The sequence below is a fragment of the Streptomyces sp. BV286 genome, from assembly GCF_019090165.1.
Taxonomy (GTDB): domain Bacteria; phylum Actinomycetota; class Actinomycetes; order Streptomycetales; family Streptomycetaceae; genus Streptomyces.
This window is the reverse complement of sequence record NZ_JAHRIB010000141.1, coordinates 302923-315598: the sequence shown is the minus strand read 5'-3', so window position 1 is coordinate 315598 and position 12676 is coordinate 302923. Positions and strand designations below refer to the sequence as shown.

The following is a 12676-nucleotide window of genomic DNA, read 5'->3' as shown; positions in this document are numbered from 1 at the left end:
CAGGAGCACTGTCATGAAGCTCAAGTCCTGTATCGCGGCTGCCTCCCTCGCCGGCACGATGACGTTCACCGCCGCGTGCAGCGGCGCCGACACCGGGTCCCCCACCGGAAACGGTGCCGCCGTCGACGCCTCCAAGCTCAAGCTCACCCCGACCACCGCCAAGGCCACCGGTGCCGTCGCCTCCGTGAACTGGCTGCTGGCGGACGAGCCGGAGTCCCTCGACCTCGACACCCAGGGCGGCACCGCGGGCCGCACCGTCCTCAGCAACGTGTGCGAGCGCCTCTACCAGCTCCAGCCGGACATGTCGGTGCGGCCCTCCCTCGTCGCGAAGGAGAGCAGACCGGACGCGAAGACCCTCGTGCTGACCCTGCGGGAGGGCGTCACCTTCCACGACGGTTCGCCGATGACCGCCGACGACGTCCTGTTCAGCCTGCGCCGCCACGCCGAGCCGGAGATGGAGCAGTCCGACGAGTTCGGCAACGTCGACAAGATGGCCAAGACCGCCGACCGTGAGATCACCGTTACGTTCAAGCAGCCCGACGCCCTGTTCACCAAGGCCCTCGCGGGCGACGCCGGCCTCGTCTACAACGCCGAACAGGTGGAGAAGGCGGGCGACGACTTCGGCACCCCCGGCCAGGGCGACGCCTGCTCGGGCCCGTACGAACTGAGCGGCTGGAAGTCCGGTGACTCCATCACCCTGACCGCCTCCGACAGCTACTGGGGCCAGAAACCGCTCACCCGGAAGGTCGTCTTCCACTGGGCCGACGACAGCGCGATGGTCAACGCGCTGACGACCGGTGCGGCCGACGGCGCCTACGCCGACACCCCCGGCGGGGCCGCCGCCCTGCGCGGCAAGGCAGGCCTGGAGCAGCACTACGGGCCGAGCACCGCCACCCTGGCCCTCATGCCCACCGAGCGCGGCGGGCTCGCCGACCCCGGCATCCGCCGGGCCCTCTCCCTGGCACTGGACCGCGCCGGCATAGCCAAGTCCGGCTACGGCGGACTCGCCGAGCCATGGGCCACCCCTGTCGGCTCCGGATCGTGGGGTTACGAGAAGGCGACCTTCGCCGCCGCCCAGAAGAAGCTCACCGAAGCCCCCGCGACACCGGACGAGAAGGACATCGCCACGGCCAAGGAGCTCGTGAAGAAGGCCGGGGCCGCCCCCGACGGGCCCATCGTGATCGGCACCGACAGCACCCAGGGCCGCCTCGTCATCGCCAACGCCGTACGTGCCGCCCTCGCGAAGATCGGCCTCGAGGGACAGATCAAGACCCTCCCGTCCTCCGCCTACCAGGAGGCCTACGGCGACAAGGGGGCCCGCGCCGACTTCGACGTCCTGGTCGCCGACTGGTACATCTCCAAGAGCGACCCCATCGGCTTCTACGACAACGCCCTGTCCGACAGCTCCAACAACTGGGTCGGGTTCAAGAGCGCCGGCTACGACACCAAGGTCGAGGAAGCGCTGCGCACCATCGACGACAGGAAGCGCGCCGCCCTCGTCGTGGACATCCAGCGGCAGTTCGCCGACGCGGCCGTGTGGATCCCCGTCGCCCAGACGCCCACCGTCCTCACCCTGAGCAGCAAGCTGACCGGCCCGCCCGCCTCGATGGCGTACCTCTACTCCCCCTGGGCCGCAGAGCTCGGCGCCAAGAAGGGCTGAACCACATGATCGTCGCCATCGGCCGGCGGCTCTCGGGACTGCTGGCGACCCTGCTGGCCGCATCGTTCGTGATCTTCGCCGCCGTCTACGCGGCTCCCGGCGACCCCGCTGTCTTCCTGGCGGGGGGCCGCGACAAACTCACCCCCGAACGGCTGGCCGGAGTCCGCGCCCAGTACCACCTGGACGAGCCCCTGGTCAGCCAGTACGGCCGCTGGCTGTGGGACTGTCTCCACCTCGATCTCGGCCGCTCGTTCCAGTACAGCGACCAGGTCTTTGACCTGCTGGTGTCCCGGTTCCCGACGACGCTCGTCCTCGTCGGATACGCCACGGTGCTGTTCGTGGTGCTCGGGGTCGGCGCAGGCATCCTCGCGGCGGTGCGCCCGGGCGGCTGGGTGGACTCGGCCGTCGTGAGCGGCACCACGCTCGCCGCGTCCGTGCCGTCCTTCGTCGCCGGCATCGCCCTCGTCGCCTTCTTCGGTGTCCGGCTCGGCTGGTTCCCCGTGACGGGCAGCGGCGAAGGCTTCGCCGGCACCCTCCACCACCTCACCCTGCCCGCCGTGGCCATGGCCCTCGGCTCGCTCGCCGTCATCAGCCGGGTCACCCGGCAGGCCATGGTGGAGGCGGGCTCCGCGGACCATGTGGCGGTGGCCCGCTCGGCGGGACTGCCCGAACGGCAGATCATCCGGCGGCACATCCTGCGCAACGCCCTGGGGCCGATCGTCACGATGTGCGGTCTGGTCACCGCCGGGATGCTCGCCGGCACCGTCGCCGTCGAGACCGTCTTCGGGCTGAGCGGTATCGGTTCCCTGCTCGTCGGTGCCATCAACACCCACGACTTCCCGGTCGCGCAGGCCGTCCTGCTCGTGATGGTCACCTGCTACATCGTCGTCACCACCGTCGTGGACCTCGTCCACCCGCTGCTCGACCCCCGCCTGAAAGCCACGAGGAGCACCGCATGACCGCCCTCCCCGCCGAGGCCGTCCCGGCCGGCGCCGTCCCGGTCACCGGGAAACGGGCCCGCCGACCGTGGGGCGTGAGCGCCGCCGCGACCTTCCTCCTGCTGGTGGTGCTCGCCGCCGCCCTCGCTCCGCTGATCGCGCCCTACGCACCCGACGCCGTCGACCTGTCGTCCTCGCTGGCCGGTACCAGCGGCTCCCATCCGCTGGGCACCGACACGTCCGGTCAGGACCTGTTCTCGCGGGTGCTGCACGGCGCCCGCACCAGCCTGATCGCCCCGCTGCTGCTTCTGCTGCTCGCCTCCGTGCTGGGGGTCACCCTCGGTACGGTCGCCGCGTGGCGCGGCGGATGGGTGGACACCCTCGTCTCCCGGATCACCGACGTCATGTACGCCTTTCCCGGACTGCTCTTCGTCGTCCTGATCATCGCGGTGTTCGGCGCCGGCATGACCACGTCCGTGGTCGCACTCGGACTGGCCTACGCCCCGACGATCGCCAAGTACACGCGCAGCGTCGCACTGGCCGAACGGTCCAAGGCCTACATCGACGCCTACCGCGTCCAGGGCATGAGTGGCACCCGGATCTGCGTGGCCCACCTCGTGCCCAACCTCGCCCGCTCCGTCGTCGGCTACCTCGTGGTGCTGTTCGGCGAGTCGCTGATGGCCCTGGCGACCCTCAGCTACCTCGGCTTCGGTGCCCAGCCGCCCAGCTCCGACTGGGGTCTGATGGTGCAGGAGGGCCAGGCCGCCATCGTCCAGAACGCCCTGCTCCCCGCGCTCGTGCCGGGTACCGCCATCGCCGCCGTCGTGGTGGCCTTCAACGTGGTCGGCGTCTGGGCCGCCGACCGGCTCGGCGCCAGGAGGTAGTGCGCATGCTGCTCGACATCGAAAACCTGACCGCGCACCTGCCCGGCGCCGCCCGGCCACTGCTCGCGGACGTCTCACTCAGAGTGCGTACCGGGGAGGTCGTCGGACTCGTCGGTGAATCCGGCTCCGGCAAGTCCACCACCGCCAAAGCGGTCCTGCGCATCCTTCCCGACGAGGCGCGGGCCACCGGACGGGTGCTCGTCGACGGCGCCGACGTGCTGACGATGAGCGGCTCCCGGCTGCGCGAGCACCGGGCCAGGACGGTCGCGATGGTCCACCAGGACCCCCGCTCCTCGCTCAACCCGGTCCGCCGGGTCGGTGACTTCCTCGTCGAACGACTGGTCGGCGCGGGCTCAATGGACCGCCGCGCCGCCCGGCGGCGCGCCGTCGAACTCCTCGACACCGTCGGTCTGCCGGACCCGGAACAGCGCATCCGACAGCATCCCCACGAGATGTCCGGGGGCATGCTGCAACGCGTCGTCATCGCCGGTGCCCTCGCCGCCGAGCCACGCCTGCTGCTCGCGGACGAGGCGACCAGCGCCCTGGACGTCACCACCCAGGCCGAGATCCTCACGCTGCTGCGCGAACTGCGCGCCGAGCGGGACCTCGGACTGCTGTTCATCACCCATGACCTGCATCTCGCCGCCGCCTACTGCGACCGGGTGTACGTCATGTACGCGGGCCGGCTCGTCGAGGAGCAGCAGGCCGGCCGTCTCTTCACCGGAGCCCGGCACCCGTACACCCGGGGCCTGCTCGACTGCTCGCCCGAACTGGGCGACACCACACGGGAGTTGCGCCCGATCCCGGGTCGGCCACCGTCGATGGCCGAGCACTTCACCGGTTGTCCCTTCGCCCAGCGATGTCCGTACGCCGAGCCCGCGTGCGCGAGTTGGCTCCCGGAGCCGGTGCCCGCCGAGGGGGGCGGTTCAGCGGCGTGCCGGCGCCTGTCCGATCTGCCGGTCCTCGCCGCCCACCGTCCCGAACTGTCCGTGCAACCGGCCGTCGAGGCCGCACCGGCCGCCAGGAGTACTTCGTGAACGGCACACCTCCACCCGCGCCGACCGATCCGCCACTCCTCGTGGTGGACGGCGTCACCAAGACCTACCGGCTGCCCGGGGGTGGCCGGCTGACCGCCGCCGACCAGGTGTCCTTCACGGTGCCGCGCGGCGGATCCGTCGGCATCGTCGGTGAGTCGGGCTCCGGCAAGAGCACCGTGGCACGCATGCTCGTCGGCCTGATCCGGTCCGACTCCGGCACGATCACCGTCGACGGGAAGGACCGGGCCCACGGGCGCTCCCCTCGCAGCCGCCGCGAGCGGCTGGCCCGCGCGCGGGAGATCCAGATGGTCTTCCAGGACCCCTATGTGTCACTCGACCCGCGGTTGTCGTCCCGTCAGTGTCTGCGCACGGCGCTGCGCCTGCACGGTCACTCCGAGGTGGACGCCCGTGTCGGCTCACTGCTCGACCAGGTCGGTCTCGGCAGCCGTGAGGCGGACGCGAGGCCGCACGCGCTGTCCGGCGGCCAGCGGCAGCGGCTCGCCATCGCCCGTGCACTCGCCGTCGGTCCACGGATCCTGGTGCTCGACGAGGCGGTCGCCGCGCTCGACGTGTCGATCCAGGCGCAGATCCTCCAGCTCCTCGGCGAGATCCGCCGCGACACGGGGGTCGCCCTGGTCTTCGTCAGCCATGACCTGGCCGTCGTCCAGCACATCACGGACGAGACCGTGGTGATGCGGCGCGGCACCGTGGTCGAGCACGGCCCGACCGCCCGGGTACTGAGCGACCCGCGGGATCCGTACACGCGGCTGCTGCTCGCCTCCGTTCCCCACGAGGGCTGGGACCCGGGCGCCGTACGCCGGGAGCCGGAGCGCGCCACTCGGTGAACGGCACGGGCCGAGGCACCTGAGGAAACGCCTTCCTGCATCTTCCTGCATCTCCTCCAGCCGAAAGTCGGCCGCTCGTGAACGGAAGACGGATGTCCCACGGTCGGCCGTCCCCCTAGCGTCGACCTCACCGGTGACCCCGGACCCTGGACGTCGCACGTGAAGGAGCCCGATGCCCGCGAAATCCGTTCCCGAGGAGCCGAGCACATGCTGAGCGTGCGCGGCATCTCCTACCTGGTCGGCGGGGCGAGCACCGACGACATGCGGCGCGACCTGGAGGTCATCGCCCGTGAACTGCACTGCACCACGGTGATGCTCATCGGCGACGACGGGAAGCGGTTGATCGATGCCGCCCGGGTCGCCCTCGCCACCGGACTCGACGTCTGCCTCCGGCCCCACGTCCCCGACGTGCCCCGGTCGAGGCTGCTGGAGAACCTGGACGCCGTCGCCGAGGCGGCCGAAGGACTGCGCCGGGAACACCCGGACCGGGTGACGCTGCTGGTCGGCAGCGAGTTCTCCCACACCGCGCCCGGCATCGTCCCCGGGCCGCGGTCGTTCCTGCGCCTCAAGCTCATCGTGCGCTTCCGGCGCGTGCTGCGCCGCAGGATCGACCGCCGTCTCCACGAGCTGCTGACGGCCGCCGTGACCGTCGCACGGCGCCGCTTCGACGGGCCGGTCTCCTATGCGGCGGCCGGCTGGGAACACGTCGACTGGTCGCTGTTCGACGTGGTCGGCGTCAGTCTCTACCGTTCCCGACGCAACCACGCCACCTACGCGGACCGTCTGCGCGATCTGGTCCGAGACCACGCCAAACCCGTCGTCGTCACCGAGTTCGGGTGTGGCGCCTTCACCGGAGCCGACCAGCGGGGAGCCGGTTCCTTCTGGATCGTCAACTGGTTCGCCGATCCGCCGCGCATCCGCGGCCTCCATCCCCGCGACGAGACCGTCCAGGCCCGGTACCTCGGGGAACTCATCGACCAGTACGACGCGGAGGGCGTACACGGCTGTTTCGTCTTCACCTTCGCCATGCCCGACTTCCCGCATCACGACGACCCTCGCGCCGACCTCGACAAGGCCGGCTTCGGAGTCGTGGCCGTGGCCGGCGACGGCACGACCCGCCCCAAGGAGGCGTTCCACGCGGTCGCACGGCGGTACCGCGACCTCGCCGCGAGGAGAGGGACGAAGTGACCGAGTGGGACGGACCGCGCCCCGCCGGTCCGCTCCAAGTGGCGCCCTTCTAGGGTTTCGCCATGACCTCGCAGCCCTACCTCGCAGAACTGTTCTCCCTGGCCGGACGGGTCGCCCTGGTGACCGGCGGCAGCTCCGGCATCGGCCGTGCCGTCTCCGAGGCCCTCGCCCGCGCCGGGGCGAGCGTCGTCATCGTGGCGCGCAGGGAAGCGGAACTGGCTGCCACGGTCGAGGAGCTCACCGCCCTCGGCTGCCGCGCGGCCTGGGTCAGCGGCGACCTGAGCACCCGTACCGCCGTACGGGAGATCGCCGAGCGGGCAGTCGGAGTCTTCGGTGAGCCCGACATCCTCGTCAACTGCGCCGGGGTCAATCTGCGGCCGCCCATGAGTGAGCTGAGCGAAGAGGTCTGGGACAGCACCATGGCGCTGAACCTGGACGCCCCCTTCCTGCTGGGCCAGCGTTTCGGCCCGGCCATGGCCGAGCGGGGTCACGGGCGGATCATCCACATCACCTCCCAGCAGGCCCACCGCGCCTTCGTCCAGAGCGGCGCCTACGGCGTGTCCAAGGGAGCGCTCGAATCGCTGGCCCGCTCGCAGGCGGAGGCCTGGTCCCCGCACGGCGTCACCGTCAACACGCTGGTTCCGGGCTTCGTGATGACGCCGCTGAACCGGCGCCTGTCGTCCGATCCCGACAAGGTCGCTGCCCTGGCCGCGCGCACGCTGACCGGGCGCAACGGGCTGGCGGAGGACTTCGCCGGCGCGGCGGTCTTCCTGGCGAGCGGTGCCTCGGCGTACGTGACCGGCCAGGCGATCCACGTCGACGGCGGCTTCTCCGTCCACTGACACCACCGGCGGATTCCGGGGCGACGGACAAGAGGACGGGGCTCCGCCGCACAGGACATCGGTGGATCTGGCGGGAGGCCTCGCGGTCGTCCGGATGTCGCGGGCCGACCGTTACGCAGAAGGCCCGCAGACCCGCAGGCCAGCAGGTCGGAAGCGCGTGAGCCGGAGCCTGCCAGGGGTCCGGGGCCGCGCCGAGTCAGCGCGGTCGGCGCAGTCCCGCGACGAGGAGGTCGACCAGGCGGCGTGCGTCGTAGCGGGGGTCGCTTCCCGCGCCCACGCAGAGGTTCCCGACGCCGCGCATGAGCACGTAGGGCTCCAGGCCGGGGTCGATCTCGCCCGCGGCCTCCGCGGCTTCGAGCAACTGGGCACAGACAGGCACGAGACGGTCGAGGAAGTACGCGTGCAGCGCGTCGAAACCGGCGTTGTCGGACTGCAGCACGGCGGCGAGGCCGTGCTTGGTGACCAGGAAGTCGACGAAGAGGTTCACCCACTGCCCCAGCGCGGCGTGCGGCGTCGCGCTGGTCGCCAGCAGGGCGGGACCGGCCTCGGCGCAGGCGTCGACCTGGTGCCGGTACACGGCGATGATGAGGTCCGCCCGCGTCGGGAAGTGCCGGTAGATCGTGCCGAGGCCGACGCCGGCCTCGGCCGCGATGTCGCGTACCGGCGCTTCCACACCTGACGTGACGAAGACCGAGGCGGCCGCGTCGAGCAGAGCCTCCTTGTTCCGCCGGGCGTCCTTCCGCTTGGACTGGGCCGCGTGCCCTGCGCCCTCGTCACTGCCGCTCACCACGCCGCTCCTTCCGTCATCGGACTTGCCGAAGTGGAACCAGGTTCCGTATCGTTTCCGGAACGAGGTTCCGTTTGCTCATGATGCCAGAGCGGGGACCCGGCGACCAAGCCATGCATCGCCGTCACGCTTCACGGTCATGCAGTACAGCACCCTGGGCCGCGCCGGTGTGGCGGTCGGCTCCCTCGCGCTCGGCGCGACCCACCCGCCCCTCTCAGTCCGGCGAGACAGCTACCGCGGCGGTGAGGCGGGCCGTCAGTTCATGGATGTGGCGCACGAGTTCGGGGGGCTCGTGCACCTCGAAGCGATGGCCCAGCAGACCCACGTACAGGGCGAGTTCGCTCAGCGAGTCCGACCCCGCGGTCAGGGAACACGTGGAGTCGTCGACGTACTCCAGCACGCCGACGGTCGGCGGAATCTGGTCCGCGACGACGGCGAGGGGCACATGGAGCGTGAAGCGGCCCCGGTACCGGTAGGCCGAGGTGGAGATCCCACGCGCCGTGTGCTCGACGAAACCGGCCTCGGGGGCCTGACGCGGAGTGAAGCGCGGACCTGTGGGGATGCGCGGCCGGAGCCGGTCGACACGGAAGGTCCGCCAGGCGTCGCGGTCCAGGTCCCAGGCGATGAGGTACCAGCGTCGGCCGGTGTGGACGAGCCGATGCGGCTCGGTACGGCGGACGTCGGGGGTGCCGTCACGGCCGGTGTAGTCGAACCGCAGCTGCTCGTGGACGCGGCAGGCCGTGGCGAGGGCGATCAGTACGTCGGCGTCGATCGCGGGGCCGCCGACGGGCATGGTGTCGGTGACCGACCGCAGCGTGTCGACCCGGTGCCTCAGCCGTGCGGGCAGCACCTGCCGCAGCTTCGTCAGCGCGCGCAGCGAGCTCTCCTCGATGCCGGAGACCGTACCGCCGGCCGCCGCACGCAGACCGATCGCGACGGCGACCGCCTCGTCGTCGTCCAGAAGCAGCGGCGGCAGGTCCGCCCCCGCCCCGAGCCGGTATCCGGCCACGCCGGGCGTCGCGTCGACGGGATAGCCGAGGGCGCGCAGCTTGTCGATGTCGCGGCGGACCGTGCGCACGTCGATGCCGAGCCGGGCCGCGAGGTCCGCGCCCGTCCAGTCGTGCGGTGTCTGGAGCAGGGACAACAGGCGCAGCAGCCGCGCGGAGGTTTCCAGCATGCGGAAAGTATTCCAGGCAGCTAGGGCGGAAGCTGTCCTCTTTGCCTCCTAGCCTTGTCCTCATGACCACAACAGCGCACGACGCCGTCCACCCCTTCCGGATCGACATCCCGCAGTCGGAGCTCGACGCCCTTCACGCGAAGCTGGACGCGGCCCGCTGGCCCGCTCCGCTGCCGGGCGACGGCTGGGACACCGGCGTCCCGGTGTCCTGGCTGCGCGAACTGGCCGACCACTGGCGCCACGGCTACGACTGGCGCAGGGCGGAGCGGGAGCTCAACGAGTTCCCGCAGTTCACCACCGTCATCGACGGCCAGCGCATCCACTTCCTGCATGTGCGCTCCTCCGAACCCGACGCCACCCCTCTGATCCTCACCCACGGCTGGCCGGGCTCGGTGGTCGAGTTCCTCGACCTGATCGGCCCGCTCACCGACCCCCGCGCGCACGGCGGAGACCCTTCGGACGCCTTCCACGTGGTGATCCCGGCCCTGCCCGGCTTCGGGTTCTCCGGCCCGACGTCGGACGCCGGCTGGGACACCACTCGGATCGCCCGGGCCTGGGCCGAGTTGATGCGGCGCCTCGGGTACCGGCGGTACGGCGCCCAGGGCGGTGACATCGGCGCCGCCGTCGCCCCGGAACTGGGGCGGGTGGCACCGGACCGCGTGATCGGCGTCCATGTCAACGGCGGCCCGGGGCCCATGCCTCCGATGCCGCTGCCGGAGGCGGAGCGTGCGGCCCTCACCGATCTCGAACGGGACCGGATCGGCCGCATCGAGGCGTTCATGCGGGAGGAATTCGGCTACATCGCCATCCAGTCGACGCGCCCGCAGACCGTGGGCCACGGTCTCACCGACTCCCCCGTCGGCCAACTCGGCTGGATCATGGACAAGTTCCGGGAATGGACCCATCCCCGTCCGACCCTTCCGGAGCAGGTCATCGACCGCGACCGTCTGCTGACGAACGTCATGCTCTACTGGCTCACCCGCACGGCGGCGTCGGCGGCCTACGTCGGTTACGCCCAGCAGGCGGCCTGGGGCGCGCCCAAGGCGAACTCCGGTGTCCCCACGGCGGCGATCGTCTTCGCGCACGACGTCGGCATCCGGCGGTACGCCGAGCGGGAGAACACCATCGTGCGGTGGACGGACGTGGACCGCGGCGGCCACTTCGCGGCGCTGGAGGAGCCCGGGACACTCACCGGTGACATCAGGGAGTTCTTCCGCTCGCTGCGGTGACGCGCGCGATGCGCCGCCCGCGATCCGCCGCCCGCCTGCCCGCCGAGGTCAGGACCGAGGAAGACCCGTGGTCATGGGTGCGTCGACCGCATCGCCCGGCAGGCGGTCCCGTCGGGGGCCGTGGCGCCAAGGTGCCGCCGTTCCGAACCCGTCGCTTCGACAGGGTTGTACCGCAGGGCATGGGTACTCGCGCCGCACGCGCACACCGAAGCGCCGTCCCCAGAAGGGCTGGACTGCCATGACGACGCACACCCGCACTGCGACCAAAACCCCCGTACAGCAGGCGGCGTTCCTGGTAGGAGCCGTGTTCCTGCTGGTCGGCATCCTCGGGTTCGTCCCGGGGATCACCACGGACTTCGGCACGATGGAGTTCGCCTCGCACGACTCGGGCGCCGAGCTTCTCGGGATCTTCCAGGTCTCCGTCCTGCACAACCTCGTCCACCTCGCCTTCGGCGTGGCGGGCCTCGTGCTGGCCCGTAGCGCGTCCGGGGCCAACACCTTCCTGCTCGCCGGAGGTGCCGTCTACCTGGTGCTGTGGCTGTACGGCCTGATCATCGACAATCACAGCGCCGCCAACTTCGTACCCCTGAACACGGCCGACGACTGGCTGCACTTCGTTCTCGGCGTCGGCATGATCGCACTGGCCGTGCTGCTCACCCGTCGTAACACCGGTGCGGGCAGCGTCCGCCGGTGACCGCCGGAAAACTGCTGTGGACGGCGGCCGCGGGCAGTCACCCAGACCTCAGGGCAACCAGATGACACGCTGAGCGCGGCCGGAGAACCGGCGCCACCGGGGAGCGGGTGGCCGCGAGCTCGCGGGGACATGGGATCGGGCAGGCCGCCGGCGCCGCCCACGGACGGACTGCCGGCCAGGACGCTGTACGCCGTCCCACCGCCCGGCACCGGTTTCACCACCGCCGACCTGCACAGCGGCGCCCAGCTGATGCACTACGGCGGCGATGTCGCGGAGGCGGCCCTCGCCGTGGTGCTGGGGGTGGGCTGGTACACGGCCGGCGGACGCGCCCGGGCTCGTCGCTCGCGTCAGGACGCGAAGGTCCGCTCCGGTCCGGGGCCGGTCCTCGCTGGTGTGCGTTGAACGCCATGCACGACGTCCGCAAGGCAGTCGGCTCCATCGTGTTGCACGGACATTTCGCTGGGTACTCCGCAGCCATGGCACACCACTACGACACCGCGTCGCCGACCCGACGCCCGGCCGGCCGCGCATGCACGACCGACAGCACCCAGTGTGCGGTCCAGGACGGGCCGCCCCCGCACCGGAGCAGCAGATGACGACCGAAGACATGGAAGCGGCGCGGCTGGTCACGAAGTCGGTCGAGGGAGCACCCGCCAGGGAGGTCCCGCAGCGCTTGTGCACGGCGTTGTGCGCGACGCTGGGAGTCGATGGAGCGACCCTGTCGCTGCTCACCGACACGCCGTCGCGGCAGATGCTCGCGGCCTCGGACGACACCGCGCTGCTGCTGGAGGAGATCCAGTTCACCGTCTGCGAGGGCCCTTGCGTCAGCGCCGCGGCCACCGGCGAGCCCGTGCTGGTGGACGACCTGCGGTACGCGCTGTCACCCTGGCCCCTCTTCGGAGCGAGCATGCGGGAGAAGCTGCCTCAGGTGACCTCGGTGTACGCCTTCCCCCTCTACTTCGGCGACTACGTCCTGGGGTCCATCGACCTGCTGGGCCTTCGATCCCACACGCTCGACAGGAGCATCCTGGCTCAGGCGTCGCACGCGGCCGACGCGGTGGCCGCCGCTCTCCTGCCGAACCGTGACCTGCTCATCACCGGCCGGGAAGCCCCCGCCTGGGAACCCGAAGAGGTCGTCCGCGCCCACTGGTTCGACGTCCGTCGCGCCGTCGGCCTGGTGGTCTCGCGGCGGGGCCTCAGCCCGGAGAACGCTCTGGCCGTCATGCGCGCCAAGGCGTTCCGTACCGGGAGGACCCTGGCCGACATCACCGCGGACATTCTCCGGCAGCCGCCCCGCACGACATGACGGCGTGACGACGTGACGACGTGACGACGTGACGCAGTCTCCTGACCGTCTGCACAAGCGGTCTCACAGCGACCAGGGACGGCGGGATC

General features: G+C 71.3%; 13 protein-coding genes. 11 read left to right on the top strand and 2 right to left on the bottom strand.

The features are described from left to right. Positions 1–13 precede the first annotated feature (13 nt). The 7 genes from KUF83_RS21155 (at position 14) to KUF83_RS21125 (ending at position 7394) form a co-directional block, all read left to right on the top strand. Positions 14–1660, top strand: a complete 1647-nt coding sequence (locus KUF83_RS21155; RefSeq protein ID WP_217456306.1) for an ABC transporter substrate-binding protein — start codon at positions 14–16, stop codon at positions 1658–1660. 5 nt (positions 1661–1665) lie between these two features. Further along, on the top strand, positions 1666–2619 hold the full coding sequence (locus KUF83_RS21150) for an ABC transporter permease (protein ID WP_217456305.1): 954 nt from the start codon (positions 1666–1668) through the stop codon (positions 2617–2619). Beyond that, a complete protein-coding gene (locus KUF83_RS21145; protein ID WP_217456304.1) occupies positions 2616–3482 on the top strand; it encodes an ABC transporter permease in 867 nt (288 codons plus the stop codon). Before KUF83_RS21150 ends, KUF83_RS21145 begins: the two co-directional genes overlap by 4 nt. A 5-nt stretch (positions 3483–3487) precedes the next feature. Further along, positions 3488–4519 carry an ABC transporter ATP-binding protein gene (locus KUF83_RS21140; protein WP_217456303.1) on the top strand — a complete coding sequence of 344 codons (1032 nt, stop codon included), beginning with the start codon at positions 3488–3490 and terminating at the stop codon, positions 4517–4519. Then, positions 4516–5364: an ABC transporter ATP-binding protein gene (locus KUF83_RS21135; RefSeq protein ID WP_217456302.1), complete on the top strand. Its 849-nt coding sequence runs from the start codon at positions 4516–4518 to the stop codon at positions 5362–5364. Before KUF83_RS21140 ends, KUF83_RS21135 begins: the two co-directional genes overlap by 4 nt. Before the next feature lie 207 nt (positions 5365–5571). Beyond that, positions 5572–6552, top strand: a complete 981-nt coding sequence (locus KUF83_RS21130; RefSeq protein WP_217456301.1) for a hypothetical protein — start codon at positions 5572–5574, stop codon at positions 6550–6552. 62 nt (positions 6553–6614) lie between these two features. Then, entirely contained in the window at positions 6615–7394 is a 780-nt protein-coding gene (locus tag KUF83_RS21125) for an SDR family NAD(P)-dependent oxidoreductase (protein WP_217456300.1), read from the top strand. 196 nt (positions 7395–7590) lie between these two features. Here the strand turns inward: KUF83_RS21125 and KUF83_RS21120 are convergent, their stop codons facing one another. Next, a complete protein-coding gene (locus KUF83_RS21120; RefSeq protein ID WP_217456299.1) occupies positions 7591–8181 on the bottom strand; it encodes a TetR/AcrR family transcriptional regulator in 591 nt (196 codons plus the stop codon). Positions 8182–8395: 214 nt separating this feature from the next. Further along, positions 8396–9358: a YafY family protein gene (locus KUF83_RS21115; protein WP_217456298.1), complete on the bottom strand. Its 963-nt coding sequence runs from the start codon at positions 9356–9358 to the stop codon at positions 8396–8398. Positions 9359–9420: 62 nt separating this feature from the next. On the opposite strand from KUF83_RS21115, the gene KUF83_RS21110 reads away from it, so the two are divergent. From KUF83_RS21110 to KUF83_RS21095, 4 genes are all read left to right on the top strand, one after another. After that, a complete protein-coding gene (locus KUF83_RS21110; RefSeq protein WP_217456297.1) occupies positions 9421–10587 on the top strand; it encodes an epoxide hydrolase family protein in 1167 nt (388 codons plus the stop codon). A gap of 238 nt (positions 10588–10825) precedes the next feature. Further along, on the top strand, positions 10826–11281 hold the full coding sequence (locus KUF83_RS21105) for a DUF4383 domain-containing protein (protein ID WP_217456296.1): 456 nt from the start codon (positions 10826–10828) through the stop codon (positions 11279–11281). 129 nt (positions 11282–11410) lie between these two features. After that, positions 11411–11683 carry a hypothetical protein gene (locus KUF83_RS21100; protein WP_217456295.1) on the top strand — a complete coding sequence of 91 codons (273 nt, stop codon included), beginning with the start codon at positions 11411–11413 and terminating at the stop codon, positions 11681–11683. 190 nt (positions 11684–11873) lie between these two features. Continuing rightward, positions 11874–12587: a GAF and ANTAR domain-containing protein gene (locus tag KUF83_RS21095; protein ID WP_217456294.1), complete on the top strand. Its 714-nt coding sequence runs from the start codon at positions 11874–11876 to the stop codon at positions 12585–12587. Positions 12588–12676 lie beyond the last annotated feature (89 nt).